The sequence below is a fragment of the Candidatus Sulfotelmatobacter sp. genome, assembly GCA_035504415.1.
In the GTDB taxonomy this organism is placed as follows: Bacteria; Vulcanimicrobiota; Vulcanimicrobiia; order Vulcanimicrobiales; family Vulcanimicrobiaceae; genus Vulcanimicrobium.
Genome location: DATJRY010000017.1, coordinates 82,643 through 101,199, shown reverse-complemented (window position 1 = coordinate 101,199; position 18,557 = coordinate 82,643). Strand labels below are relative to the sequence as shown.

Annotated in this window: 18 protein-coding genes; 7 read left to right on the top strand and 11 right to left on the bottom strand. The window is 69.7% G+C overall.

What is annotated here, in order from left to right; translation table 11 throughout:
- The first annotated feature begins 74 nt into the window (after positions 1–74).
- Both VMD91_14130 and VMD91_14125 read left to right on the top strand, forming a co-directional pair.
- The gene (locus VMD91_14130) at positions 75–1,871 is read left to right on the top strand and encodes a long-chain fatty acid--CoA ligase (GenBank protein HTW85203.1); all 1,797 of its coding nucleotides are present in this window, start codon (positions 75–77) and stop codon (positions 1,869–1,871) included.
- 93 nt (positions 1,872–1,964) lie between these two features.
- Positions 1,965–2,831, top strand: a complete 867-nt coding sequence (locus VMD91_14125) for an SDR family oxidoreductase (protein ID HTW85202.1) — start codon at positions 1,965–1,967, stop codon at positions 2,829–2,831.
- On the opposite strand, the gene VMD91_14120 is transcribed toward VMD91_14125, so the two are convergent.
- From VMD91_14120 to VMD91_14090, 7 genes are all read right to left on the bottom strand, one after another.
- Complete coding sequence (locus VMD91_14120; GenBank protein HTW85201.1) at positions 2,782–3,294, bottom strand: hypothetical protein; 513 nt, start codon at positions 3,292–3,294, stop codon at positions 2,782–2,784. The genes VMD91_14125 and VMD91_14120 overlap by 50 nt on opposite strands.
- A gap of 218 nt (positions 3,295–3,512) precedes the next feature.
- The gene (locus VMD91_14115; GenBank protein HTW85200.1) at positions 3,513–3,845 is read right to left on the bottom strand and encodes a tRNA-binding protein; all 333 of its coding nucleotides are present in this window, start codon (positions 3,843–3,845) and stop codon (positions 3,513–3,515) included.
- Entirely contained in the window at positions 3,845–4,615 is a 771-nt protein-coding gene (locus VMD91_14110; protein HTW85199.1) for a glucose 1-dehydrogenase, read from the bottom strand. The genes VMD91_14115 and VMD91_14110 overlap by 1 nt, the downstream gene beginning before the upstream one ends.
- Entirely contained in the window at positions 4,615–5,127 is a 513-nt protein-coding gene (locus VMD91_14105; protein HTW85198.1) for a PaaI family thioesterase, read from the bottom strand. The genes VMD91_14110 and VMD91_14105 overlap by 1 nt, the downstream gene beginning before the upstream one ends.
- Positions 5,124–6,080, bottom strand: coding sequence for a thioredoxin-disulfide reductase (trxB, locus tag VMD91_14100; protein HTW85197.1), 957 nt, complete (start codon positions 6,078–6,080; stop codon positions 5,124–5,126). Before trxB ends, VMD91_14105 begins: the two co-directional genes overlap by 4 nt.
- Before the next feature lie 57 nt (positions 6,081–6,137).
- Positions 6,138–6,887, bottom strand: coding sequence for a hypothetical protein (locus VMD91_14095; protein ID HTW85196.1), 750 nt, complete (start codon positions 6,885–6,887; stop codon positions 6,138–6,140).
- A complete protein-coding gene (locus VMD91_14090) occupies positions 6,884–8,212 on the bottom strand; it encodes a MurT ligase domain-containing protein (GenBank protein HTW85195.1) in 1,329 nt (442 codons plus the stop codon). Before VMD91_14090 ends, VMD91_14095 begins: the two co-directional genes overlap by 4 nt.
- A 96-nt stretch (positions 8,213–8,308) precedes the next feature.
- Between VMD91_14090 and VMD91_14085 the strand changes: the two genes are divergently transcribed.
- From VMD91_14085 to VMD91_14070, 4 genes are all read left to right on the top strand, one after another.
- A complete protein-coding gene (locus VMD91_14085) occupies positions 8,309–8,497 on the top strand; it encodes a hypothetical protein (GenBank protein ID HTW85194.1) in 189 nt (62 codons plus the stop codon).
- Positions 8,497–9,333 carry an MBL fold metallo-hydrolase gene (locus VMD91_14080; protein HTW85193.1) on the top strand — a complete coding sequence of 279 codons (837 nt, stop codon included), beginning with the start codon at positions 8,497–8,499 and terminating at the stop codon, positions 9,331–9,333. The genes VMD91_14085 and VMD91_14080 overlap by 1 nt, the downstream gene beginning before the upstream one ends.
- A gap of 64 nt (positions 9,334–9,397) precedes the next feature.
- Positions 9,398–10,870, top strand: coding sequence for an FAD-binding oxidoreductase (locus VMD91_14075; GenBank protein ID HTW85192.1), 1,473 nt, complete (start codon positions 9,398–9,400; stop codon positions 10,868–10,870).
- A gap of 47 nt (positions 10,871–10,917) precedes the next feature.
- Positions 10,918–11,331, top strand: coding sequence for a hypothetical protein (locus tag VMD91_14070; protein HTW85191.1), 414 nt, complete (start codon positions 10,918–10,920; stop codon positions 11,329–11,331).
- 119 nt (positions 11,332–11,450) lie between these two features.
- On the opposite strand, the gene VMD91_14065 is transcribed toward VMD91_14070, so the two are convergent.
- Complete coding sequence (locus VMD91_14065; GenBank protein HTW85190.1) at positions 11,451–12,689, bottom strand: MFS transporter; 1,239 nt, start codon at positions 12,687–12,689, stop codon at positions 11,451–11,453.
- Between the two features lie 79 nt (positions 12,690–12,768).
- Here VMD91_14065 and VMD91_14060 point away from each other — a divergent pair, with 79 nt between their 5' ends.
- Entirely contained in the window at positions 12,769–13,650 is an 882-nt protein-coding gene (locus VMD91_14060; GenBank protein ID HTW85189.1) for a LysR family transcriptional regulator, read from the top strand.
- Here VMD91_14060 and VMD91_14055 read toward each other — a convergent pair.
- The 3 genes from VMD91_14055 to VMD91_14045 are packed head-to-tail and all read right to left on the bottom strand — an operon-like array spanning position 13,640 to position 18,476.
- On the bottom strand, positions 13,640–15,193 hold the full coding sequence (locus tag VMD91_14055) for a redoxin family protein (GenBank protein ID HTW85188.1): 1,554 nt from the start codon (positions 15,191–15,193) through the stop codon (positions 13,640–13,642). The two genes, VMD91_14060 and VMD91_14055, sit on opposite strands and share 11 nt — an antisense overlap.
- A gap of 1 nt (position 15,194) precedes the next feature.
- On the bottom strand, positions 15,195–16,817 hold the full coding sequence (locus VMD91_14050; protein HTW85187.1) for a redoxin domain-containing protein: 1,623 nt from the start codon (positions 16,815–16,817) through the stop codon (positions 15,195–15,197).
- Positions 16,818–16,862: 45 nt separating this feature from the next.
- On the bottom strand, positions 16,863–18,476 hold the full coding sequence (locus VMD91_14045; GenBank protein ID HTW85186.1) for a tyrosinase family protein: 1,614 nt from the start codon (positions 18,474–18,476) through the stop codon (positions 16,863–16,865).
- Positions 18,477–18,557 lie beyond the last annotated feature (81 nt).

The window sequence follows — 18,557 nt, the reverse complement described above, 5'->3', positions numbered from 1 at the left end:
ATTCATAATAGGTTAGGGTTAAGCCGTCAAGGGCCATCCCCACCCTTTCCCGACCGGTCCGCCTCGAGGTGTCGATGTCCCCTTCCGACGCGCTGCCGACGCTGCCGGCGTTCATCGCCGAGCGCCTGTCCCACCCCCGTTCGATCGCCTTGGCGGAACGGGTCGGCGGCCGCACCACCGCGCTCAGTGCGGCCGACGTCCACCGCCGGGCGGCCGCGATCGCCTACGCGCTGCGTGCCCGCGGCGTCGGTTTCGGGGACCGGGTGGCGCTCGTCGCCGAGAACTCGCTCGCCTGGCTGCTGGCGGACTTCGGGATCCTCTACGCCGGCGCCGTGGTCGTGCCGGTCTTCGCGACCACCGCCGACGACCAGCTCGGCTACATCCTGGCCGACAGCGCGGCCAAGCTGGCGTTCGTCGGCGACACCGGCGCGGCCGAGCGGATCGGCCAGGCGGTGCCGTCCGCCCCGGCGCTGGTCGCGCTCGACAGCACCACGGAGACCGGTCTGCAGGCGCTGATCGCCGAGGGCGAAGCCCTGCTCGACGCCGACCCCGGTGCGCTGGCGGGCTTCACCGCTGACGGCAAGCTCGACGACCTGGCCGTGCTGATCTACACCTCGGGGACCACCGGCACGCCCAAAGGCGTGATGCTCTCGCACCGCAACCTGGTGTCCAACGTCGTCGACGCCTACGACCCCGCGTCCAGCGGGCTGCACGAAGGCGAGGTGGGACTCTCGGTCTTGCCGCTGGCGCACATCTTCGAGCACACCGACGCGCTGGGGTATCTCTACAACCTGCTCACGCACTACGTCACCACGCCCGACCATTTGTTGGAAGACCTGCGCGCGGTGCGGCCGCACTACGTCGCGTTCGTGCCGCGCATCTTCGAGCGGCTGCTGGCGGGGATCGTCGGCAACGCGCGCAGCGCCGGCGGCGCGCAAGCGCGCCTCGTCCCGTGGGCGCTCGAGATCGGAACCGCGTACGAGCGCGCCAAGCGCGAGGGCGGCACGATCGCCCCGGCGCTGCGCGCGCAACACGCGCTGGCCAACGCCCTCGTCCTCAAACGCATCCGCCCACGGCTGGGTCTGGACCGCCTGCGCTACTTCGTCAGCGGCAGCGCGCCGCTGCACCGCGACACCGCCCTCACGCTGGCGGCGATGGGACTCGACGTCCTCGAAGGCTACGGCATGACCGAGACCTCACCGGTGGTGACCGTCAACCGCCCCGACGACAACGAGCTCGGCACGGTCGGCACGCCGATCAGCCACGTCGAGGTCAAGCTCGACGAGGACGGCGAGGTGCTCGTCAAAGGCCCCAACGTCATGCTGGGCTACTACAAGCTGCCGCCCGCGGAGCAGCCGTTCACCGCCGACGGGTGGTTCCGCACCGGCGACATCGGCGAGTTCGCCGGCACGCATTTGCGCATCACCGATCGCAAGCGCGAGATCTTCAAGACCAGCGGCGGCAAGTGGATCTCACCGGCCCGCATCGAGACCGCCATCAAACGCTCGATCTCGATCGCGCAGGTGATGGTCGCGGGCGCGGAGCGCCCGCACCCGATGGCGCTGGTCGCGCCGAGCTGGAACCTGCTCCGTACCGAGCTCGATCTGCCGGAGTCGATGACGACGGCCGAGATGGCGCAGAACCCGCGCGTGCGCGAGTACGTCGTGTGCGAGGTCACCGAGAACACCAAGGACCTCGCCGCCTACGAGCAGATCCGCCGCGTCGCGATCCTCCCGCGCGAGCTGACCATCGAGGACGGGGAACTCTCCCCGACGCTCAAGATCAAGCGCCGCGTGGTCGAGAAGCGCTACGCCGACCTGATCGACGCCGCGTACGCCGAGGACCTGCGCGCCCGCGACGCCGCCCGCTAGCAGCCCTTCGGCTAAAGGTCCCGCTCGGGAACAAGCTAACCTCGCAGTACGTACCTTTCATTTTGCAAGTCACGATGCTACCGTGGGGGCCTCATGGCTGAGAAGAAGACCATCCTGATCACCGGTGCGAGCACCGGATTCGGCGCCCTGACGGCGCAAACGCTGCACGCCGACGGCTGGCGCGTGTTCGCGACCATGCGCAACGTCGCGGGCGCGAACGCCGCCGCCGCGGGCCGCCTGCGCGACGCCGGCATCGACGTCGTCGAGCTCGACGTCACCGACGACGCCTCCGTCGAGAAGGCGGCCACCGCGATCCAAGAGGAGGTCGGCGCGATCGACGTCCTCGTCAACAACGCCGGCGTCGCCTGGTTCGGCGTCCAGGAAGCGTTCACGCCGCAGCGCGTCGAGCAGCTCTACGCGACCAACGTCTTCGGCCCGCTGCGTGTCAACCGCGCCTTCTTGCCCGCCATGCGCGAGCGCAAGAACGGCCTGGTGATCTTCATCTCGTCGGTCGTCGGCCGGCTGGTGTTCCCGTTCGGCGGCATCTACGACTCCTCGAAGTGGGCGCTCGAAGCGCTGGCACAGGCCGCGCAGTACGAGCTGGCGCCGTTCGACGTCGACGTCGCGATCGTCGAGCCGGGCGCGTACCCGACCGAGATCATCGGCAAGCCCGCCCGTCCCGACGACGAGGCCCGCGAGCGGTCCTACGGTCCGGAGCTGGCGGCCATGAGCGCCAACGCGATGCAGCGCATCGTCGAGCGCGGCAAGGACAACGACCCGCAGGACGTCGCCGACGTCGTGCTCCGGCTCGCTAACGCGCCCGCCGGCACGCGCCCGTTCCGTACCGTCACGCCGCACACCCCGCCCGTCGAAGCGATCAACGCCGCAACGGAACCGATCCAGCGCGCCGTCATCGAGTCACTCGGCGCGCCCGCGCTGGTCCCGAAGGTTCCGGCCTAGACTGACCGGATTTTGCCTTCCACAGGGGGCTGAAGAGCTTCTCCGAGACAAGGCGCGATCGTTGGAACTGAACGATCAGCGCCTTGTCTCTTTTTGATTGAGGCTTCAGGTGCGCAAGAATGCATTCGATGAGGGCATCTTGTGCAGCGCTGTGCATCGCCAAGTTTCGAACGTAGTCAAAATACGTATCGAGTACGTCCGGCGAGGCCGACATCGCCGCATCGAGCCCACGTTTGAGCAAACGCTCGATCGTAGCAGTTATCGTACGATCTTTTTCGCGTCGTTTCTCACTTAGGACCGCTCGATAGACGGCGGGGTCAAGACGCAGCGTAACGTGAATCTTCGCGTCCTTCGTTTCCCGCGCCGACAATATCGAGGCGTCGTGCCAAAGCGACTCATCGCCTTCGACCAGCTCACCTGCTCGTCTTGTCATTGTCTTCTCCAACGCGTACGGCGCGGGCACGCTTCACGTCCGCCTCACCCGATGGGAAGGCAGAAAGCACCCACAAAAATCCTTCCGCTTCTTCGCAGATAATCCACTACCGCGTCGAGCACATCTTCAGCGGTTATATTGTGCTGGTGGTTGTGATCGTAGAAGTACTCGCTGAAAGCGAGGTCCGGAAGCTTCACCTCATTCGTGCTACATTGTAGCACGAATGAGGTGAAGCACTCAATACCTCGTCAGTATAACCGCGCGCCGTTCGGGACCGGCAGGTCCGGGGAGAACAGCACGACGGCACCCTCGGCGTCGGGGAAGCCGAGGGTGAGCACCTCCGAGACGAACGGGCCGATGCGCCGCGGTGGGAGATTGACCACCGCGGCGACTTGGCGGCCGACCAGCTCGTCGCAGGTATAGTGGACGGTGATCTGCGCGCTCGAGCGTTTGGTGCCGATCTCGGCGCCGAAGTCGATCGTCAGCTTGAACGCCGGCTTGCGCACCTCGGGGAACGGCTCCGCGGCGAGGATCGTCCCGATACGAACGTCGACGGCGAAGAACTGCTCGACGTCGATCACTAGAAGCCGGCGGTCATACCGCCGTCGATGACGTGCTCGGCGCCGGTGACGAACTGCGATTCGTCCGAGGCGAGATAGACGATCAGGTCGGCGATCTCTACCGGCTTGGCGAAGCGGCCCAGCGGGACCTGATTGCGCAACGCGCTCTCGATCCGTTCGCGCTCGCCCTCGGGGCGGCGATTGAGACCGTCCAGCAGCATCGGCGTCTCGACGAACGTCGGGTGCACGGAGTTGCAGCGGATGCCGTAGCGTTTGCGCGCACAGTGCAGCGCGACCGACTTGGTCAGCAGGCGCACCGCGCCTTTCGAGGCGTTGTAGGCGACGATGTTGTTGCCGCCGATCAGCCCCGACACCGACGACATGTTGATGATCGAACCGCCGTGGTCTTTCATCGCCAGGACGCCGGCACGACAGCCCAGGAACACGCCGTCGACGTTGACCGCCATCACGCGGCGGAACTGCTCGAGCGTCTCCTTCTCGACGTCGCCCAAGGGTGCGATGCCGGCGCTGTTGAGCAGGATGTCCAGCCGCCCGAAGCGCGCGAGCGTCGCGGCCATCGCGTGCTCCCAACTGACCTCGTCGGTCACGTCGAGGTGCACGGCGAAGAAAGCGGGGTTCGTGGCGGCCAGCTTCTGCGCGGCCGCGTCGTTGAGGTCGGCCAGCGCAACCTGCGCACCCTCTTCGGCGAACCGCTGCGCGGTCGCCCATCCGATACCGCTCGCGCCGCCGGTGATCAGCGCGAATTTGCCGGCCAGTCGCGGACCGGGCACTATGCGTTCTTGGGTTCGTCGCGGAGGATCATGAGCGTCGAGGTTCCGGTCGCGTAGACCCTTCCCTTCGCGTCGACGAGCTTAGCTTCGGAGGTGGCGGTGCGACGACCGGCGTGGACGACCTTCGCTTCGGCGAAGACCTTGCCGGTCTCGACCGTCACCGGACGGTGGAAGCGCGTCTGCAGATCCATCGTCGTCGCGACCTGACCGGCCGGCAAGAGCGACTGCACCGCGGTCCCCAGCGCGGTGTCCATCAGCGTCGTGATGATGCCGCCGTGCACCGAGCCGATCAGGTTGTAGAACTCTTCCTTCGGCATCATGCCGAAGGTGACGGCGCCCCGCTCGACTTTCTCGAGCGTGAAGTTCATCCAGCGCGAGAGCGGCGTCTGCGGCGTCTCGCCGCGCTGCATGAGGTGCAGCGCGTCCAGGCCGTCCATCGCGCGGAAGACGTCCTGCGCGTGCGGGTACTCTTGGGTGACCGGCACGCCGCTCGGATCGTCCTGCGCGGTCATCGCGCCAGGGCCGTGGCGTGCGCGGCTTCGCGCTCCTCGAGGTACTTCTCGGCTTCGAGCGCCGCTTTGCAGCCCGAGCCCGCCGCGGTGATCGCCTGTTTGTAGCGGATGTCGTAGACGTCGCCCGCCACGAACACGCCCTCGATGTTGGTAAGCACGCCGTCCACACTGCTGATGTAGCCGGCCTCGTCGAGCTCGAGCTGATCGCGGAAGATCGCGGTGTTCGGGTCGTGCCCGATCGCGATGAACAGCGCGTCGGCCGGCAGGACCGATTCCTCGCCGCTGACGACGTTCTTGACCTTCAACGCGGTCGTCGCGTCCTCGCCGACCACTTCGACGACGGCGCTGTTCCAGATGACGTCGATCTTGGGGTGCGCCAGCGCGCGGTCGGCCATGATCTTCGAGGCGCGGAAGTGGTCGCGCCGGTGGACCAGCGTGACGCTGCTGCCGAAGCGGGTGAGGAAGATCGCCTCTTCCATCGCCGAGTCGCCGCCGCCGACGACGACGATCTTCTTCTCGCGGAAGAACGCGCCGTCGCAGGTCGCGCAGGTCGACACGCCGCGCCCGCGCAGGCGCGCCTCGCCGGGGATGTCGAGCCAGCGCGCGCTCGCGCCGGTCGCGACGATCACGCTGTCGGCGGTGTAGGTCTCCTCGTCGGTACGCAGCACGAACGGGCGTACCGAGAAGTCGACCGACGTCACGTCGACGTTGTGGATCACCGCGCCGAAACGCTCGGCTTGGGCGCGGAACGCTTCCATCAGATCCGGGCCGAGAATCCCCTCGGCGAAGCCGGGGTAGTTCTCGACCTCGGTCGTCAGCATCAGCTGCCCCCCGTACATGTGACCGGCGAAGACGAGCGGCGCCAGGTTGGCGCGGCCGGCGTAGATCGCCGCGGTGAGGCCGGCCGGGCCGGAGCCGATGACGGCGACCTTGGCGTGGGTGGGGGCAGACATTCCGGTCTCTTCAACCCGGGGCGGGTTGCGTCCGGTTCGCTCTCCGGGCCGGCGAGGTCAGCGCAGGGTGTGCTGACGGGCGGGCGCGCGGATGACGTAGTCGTGGGCGGCCGACTCGACCGCGTCGTCGAGCAGGGCGAGGCCGGGATCGATGCCGCGACGGCCCAGCGCGCGGCCGATGAGCCAGTCCGTCAGGGCCGGGTTGCGCGGCAGCAGCGCCCCATGCAGGTACGTGCCGATGACGTTGCGGCGCCAGGCGCCCGCGGTGCGGTCCTGGCCGTTGTTGCCGTAGCCCCGCACCACCCGCGCCAGCGGCTGGGCGTCGCCCAGGAACGTGCGGCCGCCGTGGTTCTCGAACCCGACCAGCTGCTCGCCTTCGAGCCCGGGGAGGACCGACTCCCAGATCGCGTCGCCGACGAACCGCACCCCGTGCGACTGGCTGACGACGTCGAGGATGCCGCCGCCGGGCAGCTCGCGGCCAGCCGGCGTCACGTACGCTCGCCCGAGCAGCTGATATCCGGCGCAGACGCCGAGCACGGGCAGATCCTGCTCGACCAGGCGCCGCAGCGGCTCGGCTTTGGTGGCGACGAAGTCGTCGTGGATGCGCTCTTGCTCGAGATCCTGGCCGCCGCCGATGAACGCGAGATCGAGATCGTCGAGCTCCGACGCGGCACCCTTCCCGATCCGTACGACCTGCACGTCGTAGCCGCGCCACTCGAGCCGGCGCGAGAGCGCGATGACGTTGCCGCGATCGCCGTAGACGTTGAGGTAGTCGGCGTACAGCCAACCCAGCACGAGCGGCTTCATCGCGACCAGTAGTTCGCGGCCAAGCCGTCGTTCTGCAAACGCGCGCGCGCCTGCATCATGGCGGTGTACGTGCACATCATGATCAGCGGCAGCTCGCTGGGACGGCGCAGCTCGCGCTGCACGGCGGCGTCGAGGTCGCCGCTCGCGCGCGCCGGCTCGATGCCCGCGTACTTGAGGCGCAGCACCACGTCCTCGTAGCGCCGGCCCGCGACGATCAGCTCGAGCCCGCCGCGTTCCGCCAGCCGCTCGAAATCGACGTCCCACATCCAGGACAGGTCTTCGCCGTCGGCGGGTAGATCGTTGATCGCCAGCAGCACGCGCGCCGGTTCGCGCCCGCGGACCAGCTCGTCGAGAAAGACGTTGAAGCCGACCGGATTCTTGAGCAGCACCAGGGTCGCGCGGCGGCCTTCGACCTCGACGATCTCGTACCGGCCGTAGGGCGGCTCGACGTCGGCCAGCAGCGCCGCCGCGTCGTCCTCCGGGACGCCCAGCGCGGTCACCGCCGCGAACGCCGCCGCCAGGTTGGCCGCGTTGACGTCGCCCTGCAGACGGCTGGCGATCGTGAAGCCGTTCACCTCGACCAGCAGACCCGGGACGTCGGTGCGCCGGATCGTCGCGCGAAACCGGGTCGGCGGCGACGAAAAGCCGCAGCTGCGGCAATGGAACCCGCTCGCGTCGTGCGCCAACATCTCGCCGCACGACGCGCACAGACGACGGTCGACGAGAAACGGTTCGCGGCGCGTCTCCTCGTGCGCGACGCCGAACCACACGGCGTCGCGGCCGCTGGCGCGCACCATCTCGACCAGCCGGGGATCGTCGGCGTTGGCCACGATGACGGCGTCGCGCGGCAGTGCGGCGATCGCTTCGGAGAACGCGCGCACGACCCGATCGACCTCGCCGTAGCGGTCGAGCTGATCGCGATAGACGTTGGTGAGCACGATCAGCGCCGGACGGGTCTGCGCGACGACGCGCGGCAGCGTCAGCTCGTCGACTTCGAGCACGGCCTCGTCGGCGGCGACGCGCCCGCGCAGGTCCGCCGCGCGCGTCGCGGTCGAGACGATACCGTGAAAGAGATTGGCCCCCTCGCCGTTGCTGACGACGCGGCGGCCGCGCGCGCGCAACACGCCGCTGATCAAGCGCGTCGTCGTCGTCTTGCCGTTCGTTCCGGCGACCAGCACCGTCGGCGTCTGCGCCAGCAGACGCCCGAGCAGCTGCGGCGCGATGGTGGCGGCGATGCGTCCGGGGAGCGTCGTGCCGCCCCCGCCGACGCGACGCAGCACCGCCGCGGACGATTTGCCCGCCCACACCGCGACTAGCCGGCGCACGCTTGCTCGTCGGCGGGGGCGAGAGGTTGGGGCACGAAGCACGGTTCTCGTCGCGAGACGATCACCCCGTTCGCTTGCCTCGGAGGACCGCACGCGTTGAAGCTCCTGCTGCAGATCCTGCTCGCAATAATCCTTCACCCGATCGCCGTCGTCCTGATGTGGCTCAACATCGCGAGCCGCGATGATCTCGACACGATAGAGAAGATTATCTGGGCCATCGTTGGGGTGATCTGGGGAATCGGGCCGATTTTGTACATCTTGGTCGGCCGGGGCGCGCTCTGGTAGTGGACTGGCCACGGATTCCGCTCGAAGACGACCCGAGCGACCTCCTGCGCAAGGGGATGCGCGGGAATCGCGTCGATGCCGCGGGGCTCGCGTCGCGCACCGGCCTCGATGCCGGCGCGGTCCAGGCCTGGCTGCGCGGAGACGGGGTCCCGACCGAGGACCAAGCACGCGCGATCGCCGTCGTGCTGCGGCTCGACCCCGGCAAGTTCGCCGATGCGACCGCCCGCCGTTGGTACCCCGGCGCGGAGCTGCCGCCCGACGTCCGCCATCACCCGCACGACCCGCATCCTTCCAACGGCTACCTGTTCTTTCTCGAAGACGGCCGGACGGCCGCGCTGATCGATCCCGCCGGCTATCCTGATACCCTGATGCGCGCCGTCAACGAAGGACCCTACGCGCTGCGGTACATCCTGATCACCCACAAGCACGCCGATCACTGCGATGCGACGGCCGACGTAGCACGAGCGTTCCCTGAAGCGCGGATCGTCATGCACAAAGCCGACGTCGGCGCGATCGGCGCCCTGGGGTCACGCGCCATTCCGATCCTCGACGGGGACGAGCTGCCGTTCGGAACGGACGCCGCGATTCGCATGCTGCACACGCCTGGTCACACCGACGGCTCGTCGTGTTTCCTGTTCCGCTCGACGGTTTTCACCGGCGACACGCTGTTCGCGGGCTCGGTCGGCGGCATCTTCGCCGACGTCTCGACCTACGACGATCTGCTCGCCAACATCCGCTTCAAGCTGTTCGCGCTCGACGACGACACCGTCGTCATGCCTGGTCACGGCCCGCCCTCGACGATCGGTCAGGAGAAGGCCCACAACCCGTTCTTCTAGGCGGGACGTCGACGGCAGGTCGATCGCCTCACCGCAGTCTAACTTCCGCGACGGAGGGTGTGCGATGAGTGACGGGGACGTCGTCTGGCCGAGCGACCCGCGCTACGCGGCGTTGCGGACCGGATTCAACCAACGGTGGAGCGGGACGCCGGCGTACATCGGGTTGTGCGCGACGCCGGCCGACGTGCGCGACGCCGTGCAGACCGCGCTCGACGCCGGCAAGCGCGTCACCGCCCGCGGGGGCGGCCACTGCTACGAAGGCTTCGTCTCCGACAACCCCGACGGTGTCATCGTCGACTTGAGCCCGCTGCACGACGTGTATCGTGACCCGGTGATGGGCGGCGCATATTGCGTCGAAGGCGGGTGCACGCTGTGGAACGTCTATCTGACCCTCTACAAGCAGTTCGGCGTGACGATTCCCGGCGGCTCGTGTTACTCGGTCGGTGCCGGCGGCCACGTCTGCGGCGGCGGCTACGGGCTGCTCTCACGCAAGCACGGACTCACCGTCGATCACCTGATCGCCGTCGAAGTCGTCTGCGTCGACGCGAACCGCCGCGCGCACTTGGTGCTGGCGCGCCGGAGCGACGCCGACCCGCGCCTGGAAGACCTGTTCTGGGCGCACACCGGCGGCGGCGGGGGCAACTTCGGTATCGTGACGCGCTACTGGTTCACGCCCGATCTGCCGGCGGCGCCCGTGTCGGCGTACCTCAGCCGGCTGGCCTGGAACTGGTCGGACCTCGCCCAAGCGCAGTTCGCGCGGCTGCTGCAGAACTACGGTACGTATTTCGCCGGCCACAGCGCGCCGGGCGACCCCGCCAACGATCTCTTCGCGCTGCTGGTGCTGATGCGCAACTCGCCCGGGTCGCAGCTCGTGCTGACCACGCAGTACGTCGGCGACGACGTCGCGATACTTGACGACTTCCTGGCACGCGTGAGCGACGGCGTCGGTGCGCGCGGACCGCAAACGCGCGACATCCCGTATCTGTCATCGTTCGTGCACGACGGCGACTACCGCCGCATGCCGTGGATCGAGGCGACCCAAACGCTCAACGGCTCCGGTCCCAATCAGCGCGGCAAGTACAAGTCGGCCTACATGACCAAGCCGTTTCCCGACGACCAGATCGCGGCGATCTGGAGCGCGCTCAACGCGCGGCAGCCGGGCGCCGTCAGCACGCAAGCGCTGCTGCAAGTCGACTCCTACGGCGGCGCGGTCAACGCGATCGCGCCCGACGCGACGGCCGTCGCGCAGCGCTCGTCGATCCTCAAGCTGCAATACCAGGTCTACTGGACCGACCCGGCCGACGACGACGCCAACCTCGCTTGGATTCGCGACTTCTACACCAGCGTCTACGCGCGCACGGGCGGCGTGCCGATCGCCGACGGTCCGGTGACGGACGGCTGCTTCATCAACTACTGCGACACCGATCTCGCCGATTGGCCGGCGCTGTACTACAAGCAAGGCTACGCGCGACTCGCGCGCGTCAAGCGCATGTGGGACCCGACCAACGCCTTCCACCACGCGCAGTCGATTCGCTGACGGCCGCCCAGGGAGGCACGCATCGCCTCGGTCGCGCATCCCGTAGGATGCTTTCCGCCCGCCGCTCCCTCGCCGCGGCCCTGGCGCTCGCGCTGCCGCTCGTCGCCGTGCCGGCGGCAGCTCAAACCGTCGGCCAGACATATCGGATCGGCGACGCCGCCGGCACGGGCGCGACGTCGATGGGTGCCATCTACGCGACGCTCGACGGCTATTGCCGCGTCGTCAGCAAGCTGCGCGCGCAGCCGCACCCCGCCAGCCTGAGCCCGGCCCAAGTCCACCACCTGGCGCCGGCGATCGACTTCGTGCGCGACGGCCTGCACGTGCAGGTCGTGCACGGCCCCGCGCAGCTGCCGTGCGTGCACGGACCGCGCTACTTCTCGGTGCGCATCCTCGACGGCCGCGCGATGTTCGGCGCCACGGCCGGCTGGGTCAACGCGGCGAACCTGGTCGCCGCCAAGTAGGCGGACTACAGGCTACGATGGCCGCGCGCCAGGAGCGGCGCGCGCGAGCTGCGCCGCGAGCCGCCCAGGGCGGCGCCGAAGACGCGAACGAGATAGAGAAGCGCCATGACCCTCGCATCCTACCCGCGCGTGCGCGCGGCGATGCTCAGGAATCGCCCAGCGACGACGGGGCGTTCGCGACCGCACAGCAGCACGTCGGCCAGCAGCGCCACGACCATCCCGGCCACGCACACGCCGACCACGCCGGGCCACGCCCAGCGCTCCCAGGCCAGTCCCGGGAGCGTCGAGCCGAACACGGCGCCACCGTAGTAGAACGACTGATAGAGCGCGTTGGCGCTGCCGCGCGCACGCGTCGCGGTCAGCGTCACGAACGTCGGGACGATCGGCTGCGCCAAGAACATCCCCGCGCACAGCACGACCGCGGCCACGACCACCACCACCAGACTGTGGGCGAGCGAGGCCAACAGCGCGACGATCGTGATCGCGAGGCCGAGCGCGATCAGCGCGCGCCGCGAGAACCGTCCCGCCAGGCGGCCGGCGATCGGTGAGACGACGACGCCGGCCAGATACGGGGTGTACACCCACGCGATCGCACCGGTCGAGAGACCGAACGGCGGCGCCGTCAGCAAGAACGGCAGATACGTGAAGAATCCGATGAAACCGAAGAACAGCGCGGCGCCGATCACGAACCCGCCGACCAGACGCACGTCGTGCAGATGAGCGCCCATCTCGCGATACGCGCGGGCGAGATCCCGCGAGAGCGAACGCAGCTCGCGGCGCGCGTCGGGTTCCACCGGTGACGCGCCGGCCGGCAGCGCCAGTGCCAGGCCGACCGCGCCGACCAGCGTGAGCAGCCCGAAGAAGACGAACGTGACCCGCCAGTTCGTGGCATCGGTCAGCAGCCCGGAGACGATGCGTCCGGTCAAACCGCCGACGACGGACGCGGCGACGTAGCCGCCCACGATCGCGCTCGGATCGCGCCCGCGCAGCTCCTCGAAGACGAAGGCGACGGCCAGCGCCGACACGCTCGGAATCAACACCCCTTGCAGCGCGCGCAGCGCGATCAAGATCGGGAGCGAGGGCGCGGCCGCGCAGGCCGCCGTCGCCAGCGCGAGCAGCACCGTGCCCCACACCATCAGCGGGCGCCGGCCCAGGACGTCGCTGAGCGGACCGTACGCGCTCGAGCACAGGGCGGTCGTCAGCACGACCGCCGAGAGGGTCAGGCCGGCGGTGGCGGCGTCGACGCCGTAGTCGCGGGCGAGCAACGGCAGCAGCGGCTGGGTGACGTAGAGGTCGGCGAACGTCGCCACCGTCGCCAGGTAGAGGGCGCCGATGGTCCAGCCCAGGGAGTGGGTCACGCCCCCGAGCCTACCGCAGCGATATCGATGCAGTCCAATGCCGGATCGCGACCAATATATATCGAAATCGGCATGAATTGTGGACGAGCAGCAGCTGCGCTACTTCCGCGCCGTCGCCCGGCGGCAGAACGTCACCCGAGCGGCCCACGAGCTCGGCCTGACGCAGCCGGCGCTCAGTCGCGCGCTGGACCGGCTCTCGCGCGAGTTGGGCGTCCCGCTGTTCGAGCGGCACGGGCGTGGGATTCGGCTGACCCGCTTCGGCGAGGCGTTCTTGCCGCACGCCGAGCAGGCGTTGCGAGAGCTCGAGGACGGCCGCCGGCGGCTCAGCGACCTGGGCGGCGGGGTGGCGCACGGCACGATCGCGCTGGGCTTCCTGCACACGCTCGGGACCGAGCTGGTCCCGGCGCTGGTGCGGGACTTCCGCGCCCGGCATGCCGAGGTCGGTTTCGAGCTGTCCGAGGCGGGCGCGACCGTGCTGCTGCAACGGCTGGCGGCGGGCGAGCTCGATCTCTGCCTGAGCTCGGGACCGCCGGACCCGGCGCGCTACGGCTGGGCGCCGTTGGGCCAGGAAGAGCTGGTGCTGATCGTACCGCGAACACACCCGCTCGCCAAACGCCGCAGCGTTCCGTTGCGCGCGGTCGCCGACGAGCCGTTCGTCACCTACGGGCCGAACACGGCGATGCGCGCGCTCGACGAGGAGCTGTGCCGGCGCGCCGGGTTCGCGCCGCGCGTCGCGTTCGAAGGCGACGAGACCGGAACGGTCGCCGGCTTCGTCGCCGCCGGCCTCGGCGTCGCGATCGTGCCGGCCGTCGCGCGCACCGGTCCGGCGCTCGCGCGGTTACGCATCACCGAGCCGCCGGCGCGCCGCACCATCGGCGTGCTGTGGGCGATCGGACGCTATCAGTCGGCGGCGGTACGCGCGTTTCGCGACTTCGCCGCGGCGCGTGCGTCTACGGCGTGACGGCGACGCTCGCGCTGGCGCCGTCGCCGGTGACGACCACCGTCGGCGGCGCGCTGACCTGCGACTCCGGCACGACCTGGAACTCGAGCACGGCCACGCCCGACGCCGGCAGCGTCACCTCGGTGCGGAACGGCGCGCACGAGCCGCCGGTACAGAACGACGCCACCCAGTGCGGCGGCAAACCGGCCGTGCTCAGCGCGACCGTCTTCCCCGGCGTGCCGGCGACGATCAGCCGATACTTCGCGGTGCTCGCGATCGAGCCGGGCAGATCGGGCCCGGTCCACGGCGAGAGCGAGATCGCCGTCGCGCCGCCCGGATGAGCGTCGAGCGCGATCGCGCCTTCTTGCGCTTCTTCGGAGTACATCGCGTAACGCGAATCGGTCGGCGGCAACTTGGCGGCCCACGCGGCGGCGTGCGCGAACGCGGTCCGTGCCCGCGCCGGATCGCCCTCGGCGAACGTCTGCCCCTGCTTGAGGTAGCTCCACGCCACCATGCGGATCGCGTGCGTGTCGGTCGGCTTCTCGTTCGCCTCGGAGCGCGCCAGCGCGATCGCGCGCGCGAACGCCACCCCCGCGTCGGCGTCGCGATCGGCCCGGCCGTCTGCGATCGCGACGCCGACCTCGGTCTCGACGTCGGGCGTATCGCCGGCCGCTTCGGTATACGCGTCGGCCGCCTCGGCGTACTGTTGCGTCGCGGCGTATGCGTCGCCCAGCCCGCCCAGCAGCGTCGCGTCGTCCGGCGCGAAGAGCAAGCCCGTGCGGTATGCCGCGATCGCGGTCGTCCAGTCCTCACGGTTCGCCGCGGCGCGACCGCGCAGCAGCGCCAACAGCGCGCGGTCGCCGTCGTTCGCGACCAGCGGCCGCAGCGCGTTCCCCGCCGCGTCGAGCAACGCGGTCGCTTGGACCTGGAGCCGCAGGTAGTCGACGTCCCCGTCGACGTTGCCGGCCGCGTCGATCGCGTCGAGGATCTTCTTCGCGCCGGCGCGCACGCTCGCGACGTCGCCGGTGAGCGGGAACTGCGCCGACGCGAGCAGCGCGTCGACCTGCTGCTGCGCGGCGCTGTGCAAGACGCCGTCGCGCCCGGCGCGCGCGTCGTCGACGAAGCCGATCAGCGCCGGCTGCGAGATGTTCCCGACGTAGCGCGCGCGGAGCACGCCGTCCGGCCCGACGACGAACGTGGTCGGATAGGCGTGCACGTCGAACGCGCGCACGAACCCGTCGTCCCCGATCGCCTGCGGATACGGCACACCCTTGGACGCGACGAAGGCCCGCACGACCGGTGCAGTCTCGGTCGTGTCGACGCCGAGAAAGGCGACGCCGCCGCGCGCGAGCTCGCGTTTGGCGACGGCCAGCACGTCGGGGGTCTCTTCGCGGCACGGTGGGCACCAGGTCGCCCAGACGTTGATCACCAGCGTCTTGCCGCGGAAGTCGGCCAGCGAGAGCGCGCGGCCGTCGAGCGCGGTGAGATGGAAATCGGGCGCCGGCGCGCCGACCTGCGGGCCGCTCAGCGCGAGCGCGGCGGCGACCAGCGCGGCGGCCGGCACGTCAGGTCCGCACCGTTGTGCCGACGCGCGCGACGGGACGATTCCCTACGCTGGCTTGGATCGACACCGTCGGCGGCGCGTGCACCGCGCTCTGCGGCACGACCTGGAACTCGATGATCTTCGCACCGACCGGCGGCACGACCACCGAGACGCGGAACGGCGAGCAGACGCGGTCGGTGCAGAACGAACCGATCCACCGCTTCGGCAAGCCCTGGGTCGCGAGATCGACGGCGGTGCCCGGCTTGCCGGTCACGACCAGGCGGTACTTGATCGTGCTCGCCAACGAGCCGGGCAGATCGGGTCCCGTCCAGGGCGCCAGCGAGAGCGCCGGCGCGGCACCCGGGACGACGCCGAGCGCGACCGTCCCCTCCTGCGCGCGCTCGATGTACCACTCGCGGCGCGGATCGGTTGGCGCGACGCGCTCGGCCTCGACCAGCGCGCGGGCGAAAAAGGCGCGCGCGCTGGCGGCGCGACCGAGGTCCGCCTCGGCTTGTCCGGCGTACAGCGCCGTCCACGCGATCTGCGCGGCGTTGGGCGGCGGCTCGGCGGCCGCGAGCTCGATCGCGTGCGCGAACGACGCCTCGCCGCCGGCGACGTCGCCGGTTTTGATCTGCGCGCGCGCCAGGGCGACGTAGGTCGCGCGGGTGGGGTGGAGCTGCGCGATCTGCTGATCGAGGGCGACCACCCGCGCCGCGTCACCCAACTGGCCTTCGGCGTCGGCGAGGCCGCTCAGCGCGTCGAGATCGTTCGGCACCTTCGTGAGCGCGTCTTCGTAGGCGCTCTTCGCGTCGCTCCATTTGCCGAGCGCGGCGTCTTCGTCGCCGTGCAACCGTGCCAGCAGCGCCAGCTGCGGATCGCCGGTCGCGATTGGCGTCAACGCGGCGATGGCGGCGGCGCGCAGCGTCTCTTCCTCTTGCTGGGTCGCGATCAAGTCGTGGTCGCGCGAGGGGTCGTCCATCGCGTCGTCGAGCAGGTCGTCGACCTTGCCGATCGCCGAGACTGCCTGCTGCACGTTCGCCAACACCGTCGCCGGATCACCGGTGAACGTGTACCGCGCCGGTGCCAGCATCGCGTCGAGCTGCGTCTGGAAGGCGGTCTTCAGCGGCGCGGTCGCGCCGTGCTGCGCCGCGACGATGTACGCGTGCAGCTGCGGGCGCGGCAAGAGGTTGTCGGCGTGGCGCGCGCGCAGCACGCCGCTCGGGTCGATGACGAACGTGGTCGGGTAGTTGCGAATCGCGTAGTCGCGCGCGAAGGCGCTGGTCCCGCTCGTCGCGACCTGCGGATACGGAATCGCCTTGGCGATCGAGAACGCGCGCACCACCGACGGCGACTCGGTCGTGTCGACGCCCAAGAACGCGACGCCGTGGCGCGCCTGCGCCTTCGCCTCGGCGACCAAGTCGGGCGTCTCGAGCCGGCACGGCGGGCACCACGAGCCCCAGACGTTGATGACCAGCGTGCGGCCGCGATAGTCGCTCAGCCGAACGTGCTTGCCGTCGATGGTCGTGAGGGAGAAATTGGGCGCGGGCTGGCCCACGACCGGACCCGGGAGCGGCGCCGCCGACCCCGGAGCGAGGGCGGCCAACGCCAAGACGGCGGGGAACGCGAACCGGACCAGACGTGTCATCCTACGTCTGGACGTTCGACGTCGCCCGCCGGGTTGCGTCCTCGGCTAGCGTGCGACCGCGGCGAGCGCGGTAAGCCGCGGCGCGACACCGCGCCCTTGGGTGGGGACGACCGACACGGTGAGCGGGCCGCCGCCGCCGGTCGCGGCCAGCAATCCGGGGGCCTGGCGGACGAGCGGGACCGCGAAGGTCGTCTCCATCGGCATCGCCATCCCGTGCATCGGCGGACCGAAGAACGAGATGGTGGCCACATGCGCGCCGTCGATCACGACGTCGAAGATGCGTTCGCTGCCCGGCCGAACGATCGTCACCTCGAGGGTCAGCTCCGAGGCGGCGGCGGTGCCGACCGCGGCGCGCAGCGCGGGGGCGGGCAGCGAGAGCGTGCCGCTGTTGTTGCCGTTCACGGTCCCGGTAATGGTGCGTGCCGGCGAACTCGGCGCGCGGAAGAGCGGCTGCGTTTCGGCCTGCGCGTTGAGCAAACCGCCGGCTTCCGGGAACCCCGGCTGATAGTCGTAGTCGAAGCGCGCGGTGCTCACGTAGTCGGCCGCCTTCCCGTCGGTCACGAATCGACCGTTGCCGTCGACGAAGAACAAGAACGGTTCGGCCAGGAACTGCGCCCGCGCGGCCGGGTCCGGCGGCAGGAACGGCTGACCGATGCGCTGTTGCTTGCGCGTCCACACGTCCCACAGCCGGTCCATGTTCGAGTGGTGCAGGAAGAAGATCGGGTCGACCGGCGAGAGGTTGTTGGTCATGTTGCCGTACGGGCCGTAGTCGAGCGGGCCGGCGCCGCCGATGTAGTTGTGGATCGTGTTGTGCGGCTGGCCTTCGAGGATCGAGAACGACGCGCGACCGGTCGGCGGCGTGTTGTGGGAGGCGGTGCGCGCGCTGGTGAAGCCTTTGGCGACGTCTTTCTCGTCGTTGAACTCGATCGGATAGAGGCCCGACAGCACGACTTCCGGCGTGCACGTCTTCGCGGTCGACTCGTTGAAGGCGGGGTTGTCGCGGGTGAGATAGCGAGCGGAGCAGGTCGGCGCGAACGCGATGTCGCCCGCGCTGGCGATCTTTCCGGTCGGGTCCCATGCCAGCATGTTGTTCCAGAGGTCGGTGAACGTGTTGAACGAGCGGGACTTCTGCTGCGCCAACTGCGCCGGCGTGAGCGTGCTCCAGTAGCTCTGCAGCGTCGGCTTGATATAGTCGGTGAACACCGCCAGATTCTTGGTGAACCGCGCGTACGCGGCGCTGGTCGGATCGAGCACGCCGGTAAACATCGCGTCGGGGATGCGCGGCAGCCGCGTCCAATCCCAATACGGCAGGGTGAAGGACGAGTTTCCGCTGACCGCGCGTATCGTCTGCTCGAAGTAGCCGATGTAGCCGCGGTGCCACACGTAGAACCACCAGTTGCCGTGCGGGCAGTCCATGAAGTGGACGAACGCGTTGCGGAACCAGTTGTGCGGATGCGTCGGCGGCAGCGCCAGCATCCGCTCCACCGCCAGCGCGTAGATGCGGAGCATCTCCTGGCCCTGCGGGCTGGTGACGTTGTAGCGCGTGTATCTCGCCGCGGCACGCGCCGGGGAACCCGTCACCGCCGTGGCCGCCGCGGCGGCGCCGGCCGTCGCCAGAAAGCGCCGCCGCGCCAGGGGCCGAAGCTCGAAGTCGGACATCACCCTTCCTCACCACACCAAAGAGGCAAACGCCTTACTGATTGGAACCGGTGATGCCCACCTCCTTTGCCCGGCGAACCC